Annotated in this window: 21 protein-coding genes and 1 riboswitch; of the genes, 9 read left to right on the top strand and 12 right to left on the bottom strand. The window is 69.1% G+C overall.

Translation table 11 applies throughout. From position 1 onward, the window contains the following. Positions 1 to 15: 15 nt before the first annotated feature. The gene (locus ACFORO_RS15610; RefSeq protein WP_377868002.1) at positions 16 to 849 is read left to right on the top strand and encodes an alpha/beta fold hydrolase; all 834 of its coding nucleotides are present in this window, start codon (positions 16 to 18) and stop codon (positions 847 to 849) included. Here the strand turns inward: ACFORO_RS15610 and ACFORO_RS15605 are convergent. Genes ACFORO_RS15605 through ACFORO_RS15590 form a run of 4 tightly spaced genes read right to left on the bottom strand, consistent with a single transcriptional unit; the run spans position 842 to position 5,028 of the window. Then, the gene (locus ACFORO_RS15605; protein ID WP_377868003.1) at positions 842 to 1,627 is read right to left on the bottom strand and encodes an ECF transporter S component; all 786 of its coding nucleotides are present in this window, start codon (positions 1,625 to 1,627) and stop codon (positions 842 to 844) included. The two genes, ACFORO_RS15610 and ACFORO_RS15605, sit on opposite strands and share 8 nt — an antisense overlap. Continuing rightward, a complete protein-coding gene (locus ACFORO_RS15600) occupies positions 1,624 to 3,282 on the bottom strand; it encodes an ABC transporter ATP-binding protein (RefSeq protein ID WP_377868004.1) in 1,659 nt (552 codons plus the stop codon). The genes ACFORO_RS15605 and ACFORO_RS15600 overlap by 4 nt, the downstream gene beginning before the upstream one ends. Next, complete coding sequence (locus tag ACFORO_RS15595) at positions 3,279 to 4,358, bottom strand: CbiQ family ECF transporter T component (protein ID WP_377868005.1); 1,080 nt, start codon at positions 4,356 to 4,358, stop codon at positions 3,279 to 3,281. The genes ACFORO_RS15600 and ACFORO_RS15595 overlap by 4 nt, the downstream gene beginning before the upstream one ends. After that, positions 4,345 to 5,028, bottom strand: coding sequence for a hypothetical protein (locus ACFORO_RS15590; protein WP_354745984.1), 684 nt, complete (start codon positions 5,026 to 5,028; stop codon positions 4,345 to 4,347). Before ACFORO_RS15590 ends, ACFORO_RS15595 begins: the two co-directional genes overlap by 14 nt. Positions 5,029 to 5,077: 49 nt before the next feature. Next, positions 5,078 to 5,135: riboswitch (cobalamin riboswitch) on the bottom strand. Positions 5,136 to 5,218: 83 nt separating this feature from the next. Here ACFORO_RS15590 and ACFORO_RS15585 point away from each other — a divergent pair. Then, on the top strand, positions 5,219 to 6,112 hold the full coding sequence (locus ACFORO_RS15585) for a Gfo/Idh/MocA family protein (RefSeq protein WP_377868006.1): 894 nt from the start codon (positions 5,219 to 5,221) through the stop codon (positions 6,110 to 6,112). A 193-nt stretch (positions 6,113 to 6,305) separates the two neighbouring features. Then, the gene (locus ACFORO_RS15580) at positions 6,306 to 7,037 is read left to right on the top strand and encodes a GNAT family N-acetyltransferase (RefSeq protein WP_377868007.1); all 732 of its coding nucleotides are present in this window, start codon (positions 6,306 to 6,308) and stop codon (positions 7,035 to 7,037) included. Here the strand turns inward: ACFORO_RS15580 and arfB are convergent. From arfB to ACFORO_RS15545, 7 genes are all read right to left on the bottom strand, one after another. Further along, positions 7,034 to 7,462 (bottom strand): alternative ribosome rescue aminoacyl-tRNA hydrolase ArfB, encoded by a 429-nt coding sequence (gene arfB / locus ACFORO_RS15575; RefSeq protein ID WP_354745990.1) that lies wholly within the window; start codon positions 7,460 to 7,462, stop codon positions 7,034 to 7,036. The two genes, ACFORO_RS15580 and arfB, sit on opposite strands and share 4 nt — an antisense overlap. 33 nt (positions 7,463 to 7,495) lie before the next feature. Then, complete coding sequence (gene purM, locus ACFORO_RS15570) at positions 7,496 to 8,566, bottom strand: phosphoribosylformylglycinamidine cyclo-ligase (protein ID WP_354745992.1); 1,071 nt, start codon at positions 8,564 to 8,566, stop codon at positions 7,496 to 7,498. A 31-nt stretch (positions 8,567 to 8,597) separates the two neighbouring features. After that, positions 8,598 to 10,142 carry an amidophosphoribosyltransferase gene (purF, locus tag ACFORO_RS15565; RefSeq protein ID WP_344266235.1) on the bottom strand — a complete coding sequence of 515 codons (1,545 nt, stop codon included), beginning with the start codon at positions 10,140 to 10,142 and terminating at the stop codon, positions 8,598 to 8,600. Positions 10,143 to 11,008: 866 nt separating this feature from the next. Continuing rightward, the gene (locus ACFORO_RS15560; protein WP_377868008.1) at positions 11,009 to 11,401 is read right to left on the bottom strand and encodes a hypothetical protein; all 393 of its coding nucleotides are present in this window, start codon (positions 11,399 to 11,401) and stop codon (positions 11,009 to 11,011) included. Then, positions 11,388 to 11,627 (bottom strand): DUF397 domain-containing protein, encoded by a 240-nt coding sequence (locus tag ACFORO_RS15555; RefSeq protein ID WP_020664000.1) that lies wholly within the window; start codon positions 11,625 to 11,627, stop codon positions 11,388 to 11,390. The genes ACFORO_RS15560 and ACFORO_RS15555 overlap by 14 nt, the downstream gene beginning before the upstream one ends. Positions 11,628 to 12,112: 485 nt before the next feature. Beyond that, positions 12,113 to 12,991, bottom strand: coding sequence for a helix-turn-helix domain-containing protein (locus ACFORO_RS15550; protein ID WP_354745996.1), 879 nt, complete (start codon positions 12,989 to 12,991; stop codon positions 12,113 to 12,115). A gap of 155 nt (positions 12,992 to 13,146) precedes the next feature. After that, positions 13,147 to 13,527, bottom strand: coding sequence for a sterol carrier family protein (locus tag ACFORO_RS15545; RefSeq protein ID WP_354745998.1), 381 nt, complete (start codon positions 13,525 to 13,527; stop codon positions 13,147 to 13,149). Between the two features lie 59 nt (positions 13,528 to 13,586). On the opposite strand from ACFORO_RS15545, the gene ACFORO_RS15540 reads away from it, so the two are divergent. Together ACFORO_RS15540 and ACFORO_RS15535 are read left to right on the top strand one after the other, a co-directional pair. Continuing rightward, on the top strand, positions 13,587 to 14,240 hold the full coding sequence (locus ACFORO_RS15540; protein WP_354745999.1) for a type VII secretion system-associated protein: 654 nt from the start codon (positions 13,587 to 13,589) through the stop codon (positions 14,238 to 14,240). A 119-nt stretch (positions 14,241 to 14,359) separates the two neighbouring features. Then, positions 14,360 to 15,148, top strand: coding sequence for a lysozyme (locus tag ACFORO_RS15535; RefSeq protein ID WP_377868090.1), 789 nt, complete (start codon positions 14,360 to 14,362; stop codon positions 15,146 to 15,148). 46 nt (positions 15,149 to 15,194) lie between these two features. Here ACFORO_RS15535 and ACFORO_RS15530 read toward each other — a convergent pair whose 3' ends face one another. Beyond that, positions 15,195 to 15,329: a hypothetical protein gene (locus ACFORO_RS15530; RefSeq protein WP_344266254.1), complete on the bottom strand. Its 135-nt coding sequence runs from the start codon at positions 15,327 to 15,329 to the stop codon at positions 15,195 to 15,197. Here ACFORO_RS15530 and ACFORO_RS15525 point away from each other — a divergent pair. The 4 genes from ACFORO_RS15525 (at position 15,322) to ACFORO_RS15510 (ending at position 18,878) form a co-directional block, all read left to right on the top strand. Continuing rightward, the gene (locus ACFORO_RS15525) at positions 15,322 to 16,212 is read left to right on the top strand and encodes a lysozyme (RefSeq protein ID WP_377868009.1); all 891 of its coding nucleotides are present in this window, start codon (positions 15,322 to 15,324) and stop codon (positions 16,210 to 16,212) included. The two genes, ACFORO_RS15530 and ACFORO_RS15525, sit on opposite strands and share 8 nt — an antisense overlap. Positions 16,213 to 16,401: 189 nt before the next feature. Continuing rightward, positions 16,402 to 17,253, top strand: coding sequence for a hypothetical protein (locus ACFORO_RS15520; RefSeq protein WP_377868010.1), 852 nt, complete (start codon positions 16,402 to 16,404; stop codon positions 17,251 to 17,253). A 4-nt stretch (positions 17,254 to 17,257) separates the two neighbouring features. Then, complete coding sequence (locus ACFORO_RS15515; RefSeq protein ID WP_377868011.1) at positions 17,258 to 18,199, top strand: pentapeptide repeat-containing protein; 942 nt, start codon at positions 17,258 to 17,260, stop codon at positions 18,197 to 18,199. 16 nt (positions 18,200 to 18,215) lie between these two features. After that, entirely contained in the window at positions 18,216 to 18,878 is a 663-nt protein-coding gene (locus ACFORO_RS15510) for a nitroreductase (protein ID WP_354746007.1), read from the top strand. Positions 18,879 to 18,881: the final 3 nt, after the last annotated feature.

Genomic DNA, 18,881 nt, shown 5'->3' with positions numbered 1-18,881 from the left:
GCTTGACTGTGCGGCATGACTTCGACGTTCGTCTTCGCCGCCGGTGCCAACGGCGTGTCCGCCGCCCCGCCGGAACTCGTGCTGCGCGGGTATCGCGGGGTGGGGGTGCCACAGCCGGAGCAGCAGTTTCGGCTGTCGTATCAGGCTCCGCAGGATCTTGGCGCGTTCGCCACGGAACCGTCGGCGCTGGCCGGCGTGACCGTTGCCGACCAGGTCGCGTCCACTGTGGACGTCGTCCGCCGGGCGGCGGCGCTGGGTCCGGTCGTGCTGGTCGGGTCGAGCATCGGCGGCGCGCTGGTCACGCTCGTCGCCGAAGAGGTCCCGGAGCTGGTGTCGGCGCTGGTCTACGACGCCGCGTTCTGCTGTGTCGAACTGCCGACGCCGGAGGAGTACCTGACGACGCCTGAAGCTGCGTCGTCGCAGGTCGGGGCGATGCTCGGGTTCATCGCGGCCGACCCGGCGGTGATCGGCGCGATGCGTTTCAACTGGCGTTCTTCCTCCGCGGAGGCGTTGACGGCGGCGAAGGCGGCGCTCTGCGCGGACGCCACCGACGGCGAGTTCTACGCCCTGCTCAACGCGATGGCTCCGGACGACATCATCGGCCGCGGCGCCACCGACTCGCGCGGCACGCCGGAGCGGTGGGGGCGCGTCCGTAGATGCTACGTCCGGCATCTCCAAGACCGTCTGGTGCCGCTCGCCTTGCAGGACCGGATGATCGCCGAGGCCGACGCGCGCACGCCCGGCACGCGGTTCGAGGTGCACGACATCGACACCTCGCACTTCCCGAACGCGGCCGGGATGGCCCAGTTCGTCGAGGTGCTGGACAAGGTCGGCCAGTCGGTCAGCTGAACGCCGCTCGTCGCGCGGCCCGGCGCAGTACCGTCAGGATCGCCGGGCCCAGCACGACGATCGCGACGAGGTTCGTGAGCGCGCGGCCGGTGTCCCAGCCCAACGTGGACGTCAGCACGGTGAAGACCAGGAACCGGTGCAGGTTTTCGCCGAGCGGGCCGCCCGGGACGAAATCCAGCGCGGTGTGGTTCGCCAGGAACGGCCAGGTGAACAGGCTCATCGCGAGCCCGTAGAAGTAGGCGGCGACCACGCCGTAGGCCGCCAGCATCGCGATCTCCCACCGGCCCTTCGCCCGGCGCGGCAGCAGCCCGGCGCCGAGGCCGACCAGTGCAGACGCCAGCATCTGGAAGGGCAACCACGGCCCGACACCGCCGGTGAGCAGGGCGGACGCGAACAGCGACGTCGAGCCGAGGACGAACCCGAAGCCCGGTCCGAAGACCCACCCGGCCAGCACGAGCAGGAAGAACACCAGCTCGATCCCGCCGGTGCCCGCGCCGAGCGGACGCAGCGCGGCGTTCACCGCGGACAGCACGCCGAGCAGCGCGAGCGCCTTCGCGTCGAGTCCGCCGCTGGACAGCTCGGCCAGCACGATCAGGATCAGCACCGGCAGCGTCACGAGGAAAACGAACGGCGCGTCGGTCACGTGCGCGGAGGTGCCGACGGTGCTGCGGGCGAGCAGCGGCCAGCAGAACATCGCCAGCCCGACCACGACGGCGGCCGTCAGCACCAGCGCCGTGCGGCGCCGGATGCGGACGGCTGGGCCTAAGAAATCGGTCACGCCAGCGCCTTCGCCACCGCGTCCACGGTCAGCCACGGCTCCGGCGCGAGGATCTTCGCCACCTGCGGCGCGAAGGCGGGCGAGGCTACGACAACGTCCGCGGTCGGGCCGTCGGCGACCACTTCGCCCTCGGCCAGGACCACTACGCGGTGTGCGGCGGAGGCGACGAACTCGACGTCGTGGGTGGCCAGCAGCACCGCGTGCCCCTCAGCGGCCAGGTCGGCGAGGATGGTCGCGAAGTGTCGTTTCGCCGGGTAGTCGAGGCCGCGGGTCGGCTCGTCCAGCAGCACGACAGGCGGTGCGGCGGCGAGTTGCACGGCGAGGACCAAGGCGAGTCGCTGGCCTTCGGACAGGTCGCGCGGGTTGGTGTCGTCTTGGATGCCGGGCACAAGGCGGTCGAGCAGCTTCCGCGCGGTGCCTGGCGGGACGTCCGATTCGACGTCGGCCTGTCGGCATTCCGCGCCGACTGAGTCGAGATACAGCAGGTCAGACGGGGTCTGCGGGACCAACCCGACCCGCGTGCGGGCAGCGCGCGACCGGAGTGTCTTCGGGTCTGCGCCGAGGACGTCGACGGTGCCGTCGGAGCGGGGTCCGCTGCCCTGCAACGCCCACAGCAGCGAGGACTTGCCCGAGCCGTTCCGGCCCATCAGCGCGACGACCTCGCCTTGGTTCAGCCGCAGGTCAACGCCGCGAACCGCGTTCACGCCGCCGTACCGGACCCGCACGCCCCTCGCCTTGAGCACCGCCTCCCCAGAACGCCCCAATGTGGCATTGGGTGCGTCAGATGCACCGAACGCCACATTGGGTGCGTCGCATGCACCCAATGCCACATTGGGGCGACGCTCGGCCAGGCGTTCCCGCAGCGGACGGGCGAGCCGTCGGGCGTCGCGGACCGAAAGCGGCAGCGGCGACCAACCCGCGAGTCGGCCCAGTTCGACGATCGGCGGCGCGACGTCGGTCTCGGCGAACACCTCCGCCGGTGGGCCGGAGACCACGGTGCCGTCGCCGGGCAGGTAGAGCAGGCGGTCGGCGTACTGCGCGACGCGTTCCATCCGGTGCTCGGCGACGACGACTGTCGTGCCCAAGTCGTGCACCAGCCGGGTGATCGCGGCCAGTACCTCCTCGGCCGCGGTCGGGTCGAGCGCCGATGTCGGTTCGTCCAGCACCAGCACGCTCGGGTGCGCCGTGAGCACCGCGCCGATCGCGACGCGTTGCTGCTGCCCGCCGGAGAGCGTCCGAAGTGGACGGTCGCGGAGTTCGGCGATGCCCAGCAGGTCCAGGGTTTCCTCGACGCGTTTGCGCATCACGTCCGGTGCGACGGCGAGCTGCTCCATCGCGTAAGCCAGTTCTTCCTCGACGGTGTCGGTGACGAATCCGGCCAGCGGATCCTGCCCGACCACGCCGACCACTGACGCCAGCTCGCGCGGCGGATGCGTCGCGGTGTCGAGCCCGGCGACCTCGACGCGTCCGCTCAGCGTGCCGCCGGTGAAATGCGGGACGAGACCGTTGATCGCGCCGAGCAATGTCGACTTACCGACACCAGTGCGGCCGGCGACGAGGCAGAGTTCGCCCTCCTCGATCGTGAGGTCGACGTCCCGCAGCACCGGCCGGTCCGCCCCGTCGTACGTGACGCTGACGTGCGAAAACTCGATCATCGGGCGACCTCCGACACCAGCGCCGGACGCGGCGCGAACCAAGCGGGCAACACGCTGATCAGCACCGCGACAGTCGGCAGCAGCGGCAGCTCCGGCCAGGTCAGCGGGCTGGCCGGGGTGGTGAGCGAAACCGGGTCGGCGATCAGCACGAGCACCGCGGTCGCGACGCCGCACAGCGCGACCAGCGTCTCCGGCAGCCGCCACGGATCGGGCCGATAGGTCGTGCGCCGAATCTGCCGTCCGCCCAGCACGAATCCGGCGGCGGCCAGCACCAGACCGGCGACGAGCATCGGCACGCCGAGCCACGACGCGGACCCGTCGAGCACGCCGTAAACCCCCACCGCGACGCCGACCAGCCCGGCCAGCACGCAGGTCGCGATCAGCATCCGGACGCGCGGCGAGAGATACGCGCGCCGTCCGTAGCCGCGGGAATCCATGGCCGCCGCGAGTTGCAGCGATCGATCCATGGCGTCGGCGAGCACCGGCACGAAAATCCCCTTCACGAACCGCAGGCCGCGCGTCTTTCCAGAACGCAGCCGACGCGCGCGGCGCACTCGCTGCACGCTTTCGACCAGCTGCGGCGCCACGGACAACGCGACCGTGACCGCCGTACCCACCTCATACAGCGCGCCGGGTACGGCCTTGAGCAGGCGTTTCGGGTTCGCCAGCGCGTTCGCGGCTCCGATGCAAAGCACGATCGTGGCCAGCCGGAGCCCGTCGTAGAGCCCGCCGAGCAGCTCCTCGGCCGAAGTGGGGCCGAGGAGCTGAATACCGGCGGCGACGCTCGGCAGCGGGATAGTCGGCAGCGTGAACAGGATGTGGCCGCCGTCCTCGCCGCCGATCAGGATCCGGAACAGCACACGCGACGCCAGGATCACCCCGGCGATCCAGGCGTACATCCGGAACGCCAGCGCCCAGGGCGCGTCGCCGCGGCGGAGCACCACGACGAACCCGGCCACCGCGATCACCAAGGCGAGCAGAACCGGGTTCGTGGTCCGGCTCGCGGCGACGGCGAGCGCGAGCGCCCACACCCACCACGCGCCGGGATGGAGCGCTCGCGAACTACTTCCCGCCACGTTTGCGGCGAAGGAAGGGCGACTTCTCGTCAAGGTCGCGGCGCGTCATGACGAACGCCCCGACCAGCCCGATCACCACCACGATCCCGAGCCCGATCACGAGGCCCCACGGGAAGCTGCTGTCCGAAGTGGACGCCGGAGCCTGGGCGGGCGCGGCGGCCTTGCGCACCGGCTCGGTGCGCGGCGGCGGATACTCGGTGTAGGACTTGCCGATCGCGAACGACCAGCCCTCGAACGCCCCGGCGGGCGGCTTCCAGCTCTGCGCGCCGACCTGCGCCGAGGCCCACTTGCCACCGTTGGTGGCGGTCCAGAAGCTCCACGACGCCTTCTCCGGCGGCATCCCGGTGCAGGTCTGGTCGGCGGGTTTGCCCTCGATCTTGCACATCACGGCCAGGCCGTATTTGCCCGCGCCGCTGAGCTCGAAGCCCGCGTTTTGCAGGGCGGTAACGCCGTTTTCCTGCTTGCCGGGCGCGCACCGGATGAGGGTTTCCCCGCCAAGCCCCTGGAAATCGACGATGACCGTGACGCCGTTGTCGTCCTGGCAATAGCCGTCGGTGCCCTTGCCGGGCGTGGTCGCGGAGGCGGAGGACGCACCGCCTAAACCGGTAGCGACGAGAAGAGCGCAGCCGGCGAGGACTCGCCCCCAGTGCCGCGCGTGCACGAACCGCATGTCAGATGTACCTCGCATCGATCGGACCACGACGGGCGATCCGGCTCGCGGTCCCTCGCGGGGCCGCTCACGGTTGCGGGCCAGCGCCGGATTCTCACCGGCTTCCCCCGTTCGTGGCGAAGAACTTGTCGACGTTAACGCACCGCAGGCCCCGCTGGAAGCGACCGCGGCCACACCTACACTTCCGGGCGTGGGACAGGACCAGTTGCGCGTCGGCCTCGTAGGAACCGGACCGTGGGCCACCACGGTGCACGCCCCCGGGCTCGCGGATCATCCAGGGACCGTGCTCAGTGCCGTGTGGAGCCGGCGGCCGGAAGCCGCCGCCGCGCTCGCGCAGGCCTACGACGCCGTGCCGACCAGCGATCTGGACGAGCTGTTCGAGCAGGTCGACGCGCTCGCGTTCGCCGTGCCGCCGACGGTGCAGGCCGAACTGGCCACCCGGGCCGCGGAGGCGGGCAAGCACCTGATCCTCGAGAAACCAATCGCCCCCGACCTCGCCTCGGCGCAGCGTCTCGCCGATGCGGTGGCCTCCGCTGGCGTCGCGTCGCTGGTGATGCTGACGCTGCGGTTCGCCCAGCAGACGCGCGATTGGCTGGACGGCGTCACCGCTGCTGGCGGTTGGCGAGGCGGCAGCGTGCGGTGGCTGTCCGGCGCACTGCTCGCCGGGAAGTACGCGACCTCGGCCTGGCGGCAGGATCCAGCTGCCGGCGCGCTCGCCGATATCGGCCCGCACGCGTTCGACCTGCTCGACGCCGCTCTCGGCCCGATCACCAACGTCCTCGCCGCGCACCGCGGTCCCGAGGACCTGTGGCAACTGCTGCTCGAACATGAAAGCGGCATCACGAGTACCGCGACGCTCAGCCTGCGCCTGCCGGTGCAGCCGACAGTGGTCGAGTACTCGGTCTTCGGCGAGCACGGCTTCCGCACGCTCGGCCGTACCGGCACGGCGAACGACGCGTACACCGCGCTGCTGGACGATTTCGCCGCGATGGTGTCGTGCGGAACGACCACGCACCCCTGCGATGTCCGTCGGGGCGTGCATCTGGCTCGGATCGTGGACCAGGCGCGCGTCGCCCTTCGCTGAGCCCGTTAATTCGCTTGCCCGGCCTGAGACGATGAACGGGAAGTTCGTTTCGGACGAAGGAATGCCTATGTGCTCCGCCACGGCCCAGTCCGGCCGCGTGGCCTGAGCTGTTCGGCCTGCGCGCCGGTCGTGGGGTTCGCCCTGCCCGGTTCTTGTGCTGCATTCCCTCTTTCCCGAAAGGCTTCCACCAGAGATGTCCGCCCTTCAGGCATACGTTCGCGCGACCGCACCGATCGGCCGCGACACCGAGCGAATCGGCCCGTTCCTGGCGACTTTCGCCCGGGACAGCTCACATCCGATGGAGAACTACGCCATCCCCGACGACGGCGCGAAGCCCTCGTCCGCCGAGATCGCTCTCTTGATTTCCGCCTACCAGCAACGAAACCTCCTGCCACGACTGGAGTTCTTCACCGACGCGGCTCCCGACGTCGAGGCGCCCCTCGTCGCCTCAGGCTTCACGCTGGAACGACGCGTCCCCGTGATGATCTGCACCGCCAAGGACCGCGTCGACTGTGCTTCACCGGACCACATTCAGCTGCGGGAACCGTTGACTGACAACGACTTCCGCCGCCTGAGGTCCGTGCAGAACGTCGCCTTCGGAGAGTCGCCGGAGGTGTCGGATGCTGATGTCGAACGCAACCGCAACTACCTGACCGTCCTGGCCGAACACGGCGAAACCATTGTGGGCGGCGGAATCGCGCTGGACATCGTGTCCGGCGCGACGGAAATCGTCGGCATCGCCGTAGCGGCTGAGTACCGTAAACAAGGCATCGCGGCGGCCATCACCGCGCGCCTGACGCGCCTCGCTCACGAACGCGGCGCACGGACGGCTTTCCTTACGCCGGGCGATATCGGCATCGGGACGGTGTACCAACGCGCCGGGTATCAAGTCGCCGGTGAGTGCGTGCACCTGTCGCTGAGCTAATCGTCGTACCGACCGCCGCGACCGCGCTTCACATCGCTGCGGCGCTTCTTCGCCGCCAAACGGCGCTCCTTCGAACCCCGCGAAGGCTTCGTAGGACGTCGTTTGGCAGGCGGCGGCGCGGAAGCCTTCGTCAACACGTCAGCCAGCCGCTCCCGAGCCGCGTCGCGGTTCATCAGCTGGGAGCGGTATTCGCTGGCCGCGATGGTCAGCACGCCGTCGACCAGACGCGTGCCCAAGCGGGTCGTGATGCGTTCCTTCAGCGCGGGCGGGATCACGGCGGAGCTCGCGACGTCGAACGACAGCTCGACGCGCGAGTCCGTCGTGTTCACGCCCTGTCCGCCCGGCCCCGAGGACCGGGAGAACCGCTCTCGCAGTTCGGCGCCCGGGATCACGAACCGGGCGCCGACGCGTACGTCCTCCGCCATGTCTTCAGTGTCTCAAGACGTGGCAAGCGGCTTTCAGAACCGCGGGTGGTCGCCGGACAGCACCGCGCGCGGGCCGTCCGGGTCTTCGGCGGGCTGGACGTCGCCGAGGATCCACGCGGGCACGTGCCGCGCGGTGAGCACCGCCAGCGCCCGGTCGACGTCCTCGGCCGACACGATCGCGACCATGCCGACGCCCATGTTGAACGTCTTCTCCAGCTCCGCGCGCTCGACCTTGCCGCGCTGCCCGATCAGCGCGAACACCGAGGCCGGCGTCCACGTGCCGCGTTCGAGCTTGGCGACGAGACCGCGCGGCATCACGCGCGCGAGGTTGGCCTCGAGGCCGCCGCCGGTGATGTGCGCGAACGTGCGCACCTCGGTCTCGGCGACCAGCGCGAGGCAGTCCTTCGCGTAGATCTTGGTGGGCTCGAGCAGTTCCTCGCCGAGGGTGCGGCCGAACTCCTCGACGTGCCCGTCCAGCGGCATCCGCGCGATGTCCAGCAGCACGTGCCGGGCCAGCGAGTAGCCGTTGGAGTGCAGCCCGGACGAGCCCATCGCGATCACGACGTCACCGGGGCGGACCTTCTCCGGCGACAGCAGCGCGGACGCCTCGACCGCGCCGACGCCGGTGGCCGACAGGTCGTAGTCGTGCTCGCCCATCAGGCCCGGGTGCTCGGCGGTCTCGCCGCCGAGCAGCGCGCAGCCGGCCTGGACACAGCCCTCGGCGATGCCGCCGACCAGCGCCGCGATCTTCTCCGGCACGACCTTGCCGACCGCGATGTAGTCCTGCAGGAACAGCGGCTCGGCCCCGGTGACGACGAGGTCGTCGACCACCATCGCGACCAGGTCGATGCCGACCGTGTCGTGCTTGTCGAGCGCCTGCGCGACCGCGATCTTGGTGCCGACGCCGTCCGTGGAGGAGGCGAGGATCGGCTCTTTCCACTTGTCGAGCTTGAGGGAGAAGAGCCCGGCGAAGCCGCCGACCCCGCCGCGCACCTCGGGCCTCGTGGCCCGCTCGGCGTGTGGCTTGAGCAGCTCGACGGCCTGGTCGCCGGCGTCGATGCTGACCCCGGCGGCTGCGTACGTGGCGCTCGTGGACTCGCTCACGGAAGCGGACTCCCTACTGGACTTGCTTGGTTCACGGACGCCGGACGGCGTCTTCGGCACCGTACCCGGCCGCACTGACGGGAGCGGCCGCGCCACCTGCGGCGTCCATGCTTTCGAGCAGGTGCTTGCCGATGAGCGCGTCTTCGGGCAGCGCGATCGGGTACTCGCCGGAGAAGCAGGCCGTGCACAGCCGCGACTTCGGCTGCTCCGACGCCGCGACCAGGCCGTCCAGCGAAATGTAGCCGAGCGAATCGGCCCCGATCGACCGGCGGATGCCGTCGAGGTCGACGCCGTTGGCGACGAGTTCGGCCCGCGAGGCGAAGTCGATGCCGTAGAAGCACGGCCACCGCACCGGCGGCGACGCGATCCGCACGTGCACCTCGAGCGCACCGGCCTCGCGCAGCATCCGCACGAGCGCGCGCTGGGTGTTGCCGCGGACGATCGAGTCGTCCACCACGACCAGGCGCTTGCCGCGGATGACGTCGCGCAGCGGGTTCAGCTTCAGCCGGATGCCGAGCTGCCGAATGGTCTGCGACGGCTGGATGAACGTGCGCCCGACGTAGGCGTTCTTGACCAGACCGGTGCCGTACGGAAGGCCCGAGCCCTGCGCGTACCCGATAGCGGCCGGGGTGCCGGACTCCGGCACGGGCATCACGAGGTCGGCGTCGACCGGGTGCTCGACGGCCAGCTTCCGGCCGATCTCGACACGCGTGGCGTGCACGCTGCGGCCGGCGATCGACGTGTCCGGGCGCGCGAGGTAGACGTACTCGAAGACGCAGCCCTTGGGCTCCGGGTTCGCGAACCGCGAGGAACGCAGCCCCTCGGCGTCGATGGCGATCAGCTCGCCCGGCTCGACCTCGCGCACGAACGACGCGCCGCAGATGTCGAGCGCGGCGGTCTCGCTCGCCACGACCCAGCCGCGCTCCAGCCGACCGAGCACCAGCGGGTGCACGCCGTGCGGGTCGCGGGCCGCGTACAGGGTGTTCTCGTCGGCGAAGACCAGGCAGAACGCGCCCTTGAGGGTCGGCAGCAGCTCGAGCGCGGCGGCCTCGATGCCCTTGTCGGCGGCGTTCGCGGCGAGCAGGCCGCAGACGAGGTCGGAGTCGCTGGAGGACCCGGTGAGCCCGGCGTGCGGCTTCAGCCCCGCGGCGACGGTGCGATCGCGCAGCTCGGCGGTGTTGACCAGGTTGCCGTTGTGCGCGAAGGACAGGCCGCTGCCGGTGTCCGTGGTGCGGAAGATCGGCTGGGCGTTCTCCCAGATCGTGGCTCCGGTCGTGGAGTACCGGCAGTGCCCGACGGCGATATGCCCCTGCAAGGACTGCAGGACCTGCTCGTCGAAGACCTGGCTGACGAGCCCGAGGTCCTTGAAGACGACGATCTGCGAGCCGTCCGAGACGGAGATGCCCGCTGCCTCCTGCCCGCGGTGCTGCAGGGCGTAGAGGCCGTAGTAGGTGAGCTTGGCGACTTCTTCCCCGGGAGCCCAGACGCCGAAGACGCCGCACTCCTCACGGGGTTCCGGATCGGGTTGATCTTGATCTTCGGGTCGAGCAGGACTGGCGGAGGGGTCGGAAACCACCGAGGAGCTCCCAGGAAGACGCGGGCGGGCCACGTCCAAGTGTAAGGGGTGGATCGGGCGGGGAAGGGGGTTGCGGCGTGGTTCTGACCACTACGGGGGAGGGAGTTGCGGAGCGGTGATCTGGTTTTGGAGCGGGGGTCTTTCGTTTGTGCTCGTTGTGGCACTCGGCTCGTCGCCTGGCGGCGACATTGCCGTTTCTTCTCCTGGGCAGGCACCCCGAAGCCGATTGTGATGACGGTCTGAGGGTGCTTGTCAAGGCGGGAAAGATGCCTTGACAAGCACCCTCAGACCGCATTTTGGCTTCGTATCGGGGTGCGGGGCGGGAGTGGCTGCATGACTGAGTTGGGGGTGCGGGATTGCGGTTTAGGGCGGCGCGGCTGGGGTGTGTGGGCGCGTTGGGGTCGCGGGCGGGGCTCGTGCACCAATGTGGCATTGGGTGCGTGCGACGCACCCAATGTGGCGTTCGGTGCGTCTGACGCACCCAATGTGGCATTGGGGCGCATCGCGGCGGCGGTGAGCGGGCGGGCCGTGAAGGGCCCCTTGAGGGAATCCGTGCAGGGGTCCCTCACTGCGTTGCGCGGGTCGTGAGGGGAACCCTGAGGGACTCTGAGTCCCTCAGGGTTCCCCTCACGGACGCCTAGCCCCGCCCAGACCGACCTGGGCAAACCGCACCTGCAGCGCCAGCCCTAAGGCTCTGGCATTGCCGCGGCTGCCGTGAGGGTGGCCCTCACGGCAGCGGCCCAGGCACGCGCGGCGGCGGGGGCAGAAATGAACCAGGCCCCGCACGAAGTGGATTGGGCCACTTCGTACGGGGCCTGAAATCTGGGAGGCACCGGTGGGGACAAGCGCGGGGAGAGAGGGGCGAATCAGCGAGCGGCTAGCCACTTCGAGCGGCCGCCTCGGCCTGGGACCCAGCAGCCGGTTGTGGAGGCTGCGGTGAGGGTGGCCGGTGGGCGCTCGGGGAGGGCCAGCACTTCGCCCAGTACCTGGCTTGCTTCGCCTCGCGAGCGCCACAGCGTGGTCGCGGGGGCGAAGATGTTCTGCTCGCCGCCAGGCAGGCGCGTGGCCTCGACGTCGTCCTCAGCATTGAGCCGGACGACGTCCACCACGTTGTCGTGGACTCGCACTCCGACCACGGCCTGCACTTCGCCGCTTCCGTCCGTCGGGTGGACGAACTGGTAGCCGCGGTCGATGAGCTTTTGCAGGCCCTGCTCGACGTCGAAGACGGGTCCGGCGACGGTGGTCTCAGCCGAGGACATCGTCGAATTCGCCGTCCTTCGCGCCGGCGAGGAAGGCTGCCATTTCCGCGCGCGTGTAGACCAGCGCGGGGCCCTCCGGGAAGCGCGAGTTCCGCATCGCGATCTCGCCCGAGGTCAGCGGGGCCACTTCAACACAGTTGCCTACCGCGCCGCTGTAGCTCGCCTTGCGCCACTGGGCGCCGGTCAGACGGTCGGCCGGAATACCGTTCTCGAACCGCTCAGCCATGATGCCACCTTCCGGGAAGGACGATGAAAAGCTCAGGAATCTGCATGTGCATCTGCCCGCGACTTCGACGCTAGCACGCGCGCATGCAGCGGTAAATGCACGTGCAGAATTTTCTGCAAATTTCTCACTGTGTGACGACACGGTTCAGTAGAAGTTCCCAGACAGGTGATTCGAGCACTACCTGAACGGGCTAATTATTACCTTGAGTCACGGTATTGGCGGTCTGATAACGCAACGCGTTCGTGACTCGCTACCGCTGGGTGCAGCGGGTGAATGAACAACACTGACCGTGATGACTGACGCGGCAGCAGGAAGGCGTGGAACCGGGTCAGTGGAAAGAGACTTCCGGACTTATGCACGCTCGGTGATGAGAATGCGGGTCGGCGTTCGCTATTCGGTTACCGCTCGCCCGGATGGTGGGGCGGGATTCTTCGTCAGGAGAATTTCACTGGAGGTGGTGCCGGTGCGGTGAAGAGAGACCGCGCTTAGATCTCGGCCTTGCGCTTGGCGATGCGGGCCCGGCTGCGTTCGGGGGTCTCCGCGTCCACGGCCAGCAGGTCCAGCGCTCGGCCGTACTTCTCGATCTCGTCGCGTTTGTCCAGATAGTGCGCGCCGGTCAGGTACTCGACGTAGACGATGTTCGGCAGTTCCGCCTCGGCGAAGCGCAGCAGCGAGAACGCGTGCTCGGCCGACAGACCGCTTCGGCAGTACGGCAGGATCTGCACCGACACGTGCGGCAGCGTGGTGACCTCGAGCAGGTATTCCAGCTGCTGCCGGAACACCTTGGGGCCGCCGATCGGCCGGTACAGCACCGATTCGTCGAGCACCGCCCAGATCCGCGGCGCGTCGGGGCGGGCCAGCATCTTCTGCCGCCGCATGCGCAGGGCTACCAGCTGGTCCACGCGTTCGTCGGCCATTTCCGGGCGGCCGTGGCTGAAGATCGCTCGCGCGTACGGCTCGATCTGCAGCAGGCCGGACACGAACAGCGGCTCCCAGATCTGGATCCGGGACGCCGCCTCCTCAAGACCGACGAGGTCGGTGAACCATCCGGGCACCGTCTCGCCGAACTTGCGCCACCAGCCCGCTTCGTTCGACTGCTTGACCATGTCGAGGAACGCTTTGCGCTCCTCGTCGTCGGAGACGCCGTACATGGTGAGCAGGTCGGCGACGTCGCGTTCCTTGAAGCCGACGCGGCCGAGTTCCAGCCGGGAGATCTTGGATTCCGAACCGCGGATGTTGTAACCGGCCTGCTGGCGCGTGATCCCGGCTTCCTCGCGCAACCGGCGAAGCTGCGAACCGAGGATCATCCGGCGCGCTGTCGGGCCGAGGCTCTGCTCGCCGGCGGACACGCCTACCGCGTTCATGACCAGGGCCCTTCCATCGCCGCTCGTACGAAATCCGACTACCCAAAGTACACGCATGGCACTGCCCGGACAGCGTGGCACAGGCCCGCGTTCAGGGGATTCTACGGAGTGTGTGCCTCAGAAGACACACCCGTGGGAACAATTCCGGCGGAAAATCAGATCCGCACGACCGGAAGCCAGTGCGAAAGGTCCGCGCGGCTGCCCGAGGCGGACACCCGTGCGGCGCCGAGCGCGTCGTCCCAGTCCAGGAGGCCGGTGGCCAGTTCGAGCCACGTCCGCGGGTCGGTCTCGATGACGTTCGGCGGCGTGCCGCGGGTGTGGCGCGGGCCTTCGACGCACTGCACCGCGGCGTACGGCGGGACCCGGACCTCGACGGTGTGGCCGGGTGCGTCCTGAGCGAGGGTCCGCAGGGTCGCGCGCACCGCGGCGGCCAGTTCGGGGCGCGCCGGATCCGGTCCGTCGCCGCGCAACCAGTCCGAAACGGCCAGCACCGCCGCTCGTAACTGAGCGGGATCGACCGAACGCGAAGAGGCCATGCGACAACAGTAGAGTGGCCGCGAACGGAGTTTCAGGCACCCGGCACCGAGGGACGGCGATGGCGCAGCGGGACGAGGCAGATCGGATGGTTTCCCGGACCCCGGCGGGCAAACGCGCACGCCGGAACGCGTATCCGCGCCGCGGGCCGCAAGGAAAACCCGAGATCACTCCCGAGATGCGGGCCAACGCGCGGACGAATCCGAACAGCTGGCTGTATGTCATCGACGAGGCCTTCGACGCTCGCGGTCCGGTGCCGTCGTGGGCGGTCGTCGGCGCGTACCCGGTGAACGGAACCGGAGAGGTCGTCGAGGACTTCCACCCCAACGACCGGTACCGGCCCTCGCCGAAGGCGCTCGGTTTTCCCGAGCCGCGCAACGACCTCGAGCGGCTGCTGCAGATGGTCCGCACCGAGCACCGGCCCGCCGAAGACCTGCCGCGCGTCATCCTCGATTCGACGCTGCTCGTCTACGCCCTGTCCCCGGTGCAGCGCACGGTGATCGGCTTCCACAACGCCGACGGCCGGGTCATGGTCCCGGCGTACACGGCGAAGTCGCTGGTGCCGCGCGAATGGCCGCACGCCCGCGCGGTGCTCGGCCGCGACATCGTCGGGCTGCTCGCCGGACATCCGCTCGCGGTCAACCCGCACGACCTGATCACCGCGGTCGTGCCGGCCGAGCACCTGATGAAGGCACTGGCCGAAGAACGGCGCTGACCTGGGCGGACCACTCTGCCGAGTGATCATGATTCGCCGAAATCCGCGCACCCGGGCATCGTGACGCAGTAGGAGTACACGCGTCCGGTGAGGAGCCCTGGGTGAAGCGTCATCTGCTGCTGCGCTGGAGCGCGGTTCTCTTCGCCGGGATCACCGGCACGTCCCTGTGCGAAACGGCGGAGGCCGCGCCGAGCTACGCCGGGGCCGCGGACAACTACGCCGGTTCGCAAATCGCGAAGCACGAAGGCGTGCTGGGAGCGCCGAACATCTCCTACACGACGGCGGATCAGTACCTCGGGCACGACGTCAGCGGACACCAGGGTCCGGTCGACTGGCCCGCCGCGGCCGGGGCGGGCGCGAAGTTCGTGTACGTGAAAGCGACCGAGGGCACCGGGTTCGTGAGCGGGCAGTTTGCCCAGCAGTACAACGGTTCCTACCAAGTCGGGATCGTGCGCGGCGCCTACCACTTCGCGCGGCCGGACGTGTCCGACGGCGCGGCGCAGGCCAACTACTTCCTCGCGCACGGCGGCGGGTGGTCGGCCGACGGCAAGACGCTTCCCGGCGCACTCGACATGGAATACAACCCCTACGGCGAAACGTGTTACGGCAAGGACTCGAACGGGATGGTCGCGTGGGTTCGCGCGTTCTCCGACACCTATCGCGCCCGCACCGGACGGCTGCCGACGATCTATACCTCGACAAGCTGGTGGAAACGCTGCACCGGAAACAACCCTTCTTTCGGAGGGAATCCACTCTGGATCGCGCGCTACAACTCCTTCATCGGCGAGCTCCCCGCGGGCTGGGGACAGCACTCCATCTGGCAGTTCTCGAACAGCGGGACCCTGCCAGGAGACCAGAACTGGCTCAACGGAACCCAAACAGCGCTGCGCAATCTGGCATTCGGGTGAACATTCGTGACGTTGTCACGAATTAGTCATCACCGCCCGATGAAAATCACCCACTCGACCATTCATCTTCACGGAACTTGATGACAAACGACGATTCGTCCTCAAGAATCTCCCCCGTGGCGGCTACCTGCACATAGCCGCCCTCCGCGAGGGTATCTGTGAAGGGATCGACGATGTCCACTTCCCGAAGAGGGCGGCGCACCGCGCTGCTGTCCGCTCTGACCGTCCCCGTTGTCGCGCTCCTGCTCGGCGCTTCGACGGAGGCGACGGCCGCCCCGGCCGAATCCCCGCTTTCGGCGCGGGAGATCAACGACGTCAACGCCGACATCCAGGCGAACAACCACACCATGGGTTCGCAGATCCGGCGGGTCGAGGGGGATCAGTCCACCCCCGACACGAAAGCCGCCGCGCAGCAGCCGCAACCGGCGGCCGCGCTGCCGAACCAGGTAGCGGCCACCGTCGCGGGCATCGACGTGTCCGGCTACCAGGGCAATGTCGACTGGGGCAACTGGTGGGGCCAGGGCAAGCGGTTCGTGTGGACCAAGGCCACTGAAAGCACGACTTACACGAACCCGTACTTCGCCCAGCAGTACAACGGTTCCTACAACCAGGGATTCATCCGGGGCGCCTACCACTTCGCCACCCCGAACACCTCCAGCGGCGCGACGCAGGCGAACTACTTCGTCTCGCACGGCGGCGGCTGGTCGCGCGACGGCAAGACGCTGCCCGGCGTGCTCGACATCGAGTACAACCCGTACGGCGCGACCTGTTACGGCCTGAGCAAGGCGTCGATGACCGCGTGGATCAAGGACTTCCACGACACCTATCACGCCAGGACGGGCCGCTGGCCGGTGATCTACACGTCGACGAACTGGTGGAACCAGTGCGCCGGCGGCGATTTCTCCAGCACCGCGCCGCTGTGGATCGCGCGGTACGCGTCCTCGGCCGGAACGCTCCCGTACAACTGGGGCTACTACACCGTGTGGCAGTACACCTCGAGCCCGCTGGACCAGGACACGTTCAACGGCGCCTACGACCGGCTGCAGGCACTGTCCAACGGCTGACCCGAGGGCGCGCGCCGACGCGGCTCCCGGTTCTCCCCGCCTCCTGCCGGGCGGGGCGGCCGGGAGCCGCTTTTGTGCGAGCTTTACCCGCCTTGCACAATGCAGACCTGGGGCGGAGACGGAACCGCCTGAGCCGGCGGGGCGTCAGACCGCGGCGCGAGTCGGTGCAGCAGGAAGGCGGAACCGGAGATGACTTACCCACCGCAGCCCGGACAGGGCGGGGACCCCTACGGCCAGGGCTGGCAGCAGCCCGGCTCGGGCGGGGTGCCGCAGCAGCCGGGGTGGGACCCCAACCAGGCCCAGCAGCAGCCGGGCTGGGACCCGAATGCCCAGCACCAGCAGCAGCCCGCCTGGGATCCGAACGCCCAGCAGCAGCCGCAGCAGGGCTGGGACCCGAACGCCCAGCAGCAGTACCCGGGGTACCAGCAGCAGCAATACCCGGGCACCCAGCAGTTCCCGCAGCAGGGCTGGGACCAGCAGCAATACCCTGGCGGACCGGGCGGCGAGCCGCCGAAGAACAACAAGACCGGGCTGTGGATCGGCATCGCCGTCGCGGTCGTCGTGGTGGTCGCGCTGGGCATCACCGGGTTCGTCGCGCCGGGGTTCTTCCTGAGCAAGGACGACAAGGGCAGCTCGCAGGCGCAGCCGCCGGCCCCGGCTCCGTCCCAGTCCTCGGAGACCCCGCTGCCGAGCGACTCGTCGTCGCCGTCGACGGATTCGAGCGAGGACCCCGGCTCGAGCGGTGCCTCGGGCGAGGCGAAGCAGGTCATCGACAACTTCCTCGCCAAGCTCAACGCCAAGGACGCCGCCGGTGCCACCGCGCTGGCCTGCCAGGGCACCGAGAGCATGTCGAAGCGCAGCATCGACGAGACCACCAGTGGCGACCCGCAGCTCACGCTGGGCAAGGTCACCGCGGGCAGCGCCACGACGAGCGCCCGGATCACCGGCACGCTGTCGGGCAAGGACGCCAGCGGCACGATGGTGATCATGAACCGCGGCGGCGGTTACTGCGTGGGGCTGTACCTGATCCTGGCGTTCTGACCCGGTGCGCTCGCCGCTGCTGTGGACGTTGATCGCGTCCGTGGCACTGCTGTGCGGGGTCGGTGGCTGGTTGCTCACCGACCCCGCGACGAGCCGCAGTGACGCGCTGAAAACGGCCGGTCTCGCCGGCGGCGCGGTCGTGGCGTTGTACGCGTTGTGGCTCAACGATCGCCGTCGCCGGGTCGAGGAGGCGCGGCAGGTGATCGAGCAGCAGCGGCACGACGTCGACCGCGAGCGGATCTCCGACGAGCGGTTCGCGAAGTCGGTCGAACTGCTGGGACACGAGGCCGATCAGGTGCGCGTGGGGGCGTTGCACGCGCTGGCCGGGCTGGCGCGGACGCGGCCGGAGTATCGGCAGACTGTGCTGGACGTGCTGTGTTCTTATCTGCGGCGGCCGTTCACCCACAGCCGATACGAAAACCCGGAAAAGAGCGGCACGCCGGAAGAGGAACGCGAGCTGCAGGTGCGGCTCACCGCGCAACGGCTGGTCCGCGATCTGCTGCCACCGTCCGATGTGGACGGACCGGGTCCGGACCTCGATCTGACCGGCGCGGTGCTGGAGTATTTCGACATTTCCCGCCGTCGGATCGGCGGCCTGCTGCTGCGGCACGCCTCGCTGTACAGCAGCACGAATCTCAGCAACTCCGTCTTCACCGGGCAGGTCTACTTCACCACCGCAGGCACCGGACGCGGTCGGTTGATCGGGGTTTTCCGTTGCCGCAACGCGACTTTCCTCGATCGGGCTTGGTTCTCCGGCACCGCGTTCTCGGAGCGGGCCAATTTCTCCGACACCGCGTTCAAGGGCCCGACCACCTTCAAGGGGGCGACTTTCGCGAAGGAAGTCCTGTTCGACGGGGCGACTTTCGCGGATTCGGCGGAACTCCAGCTGCCGGACGGCTGGAAGCTGGAACCTCGGAATGGCGGATATGTCGCGGTGCCGATCTGAGTAGCATCAAAAAACCGTGGACGTCTACGAAGCGGTGCGCTCCCGGCGGTCGGTCCGCGGCTTTCTCGACAAGCCGGTGCCCGACGAAGTCCTGACCCGAGTCCTCACCACGGCCTTGCGCGCGCCCTCCGGGGGAAATCTGCAGCCGTGGCGGGTGTACGTCCTGTCCGGCGCGAAGCTGGCAGAGCTGAAATACCTGGTCCGAGAGCGCATCACCGACGGCGACACCGGTGATCCGCCGCAGGTGCTGCCCTATCCGGAAACGCTGCCCGAGCAGTACGCGCGGCGGATCGAGGAGCTGGGAGCGCTGCGCTACGGCGCGGTCGGCATCGCGCGGGAAGACCGCGCGGGCCGGGAGCGGGTCCGCGTCCGGAATTGGGACTTCTTCGGTGCTCCGGTCGGGCTGTTCTGCTATCTGAGCGAGCAGATGCTTCCCCCGCAATGGCTGGACGCGGGGATGTTCTTGCAGACCGTGATGGTGCTGCTGCGTGCCGAAGGGCTCGACAGCTGCGCGCAAATCGCGTGGGGCCGCTACCACCGGAGCGTCACGGAAATCGCGGAGCCACCCGCCGGTCATGTCCTCGGATGCGGCATGTCGATCGGGTACGCCGATCCGGACGAGCCTCGGCCGGCGATCCCGCGGGCGTCGCTGGCGGAGGTGGTCACCTTCCGGTCGTGAGTG

Source organism: Amycolatopsis halotolerans (assembly GCF_042647905.1).
Taxonomy (GTDB): Bacteria; Actinomycetota; Actinomycetes; order Mycobacteriales; family Pseudonocardiaceae; genus Amycolatopsis; species Amycolatopsis halotolerans.
Note: the sequence above shows the minus strand (reverse complement) of the source record. Positions and strands in the feature narration are given on the sequence as shown.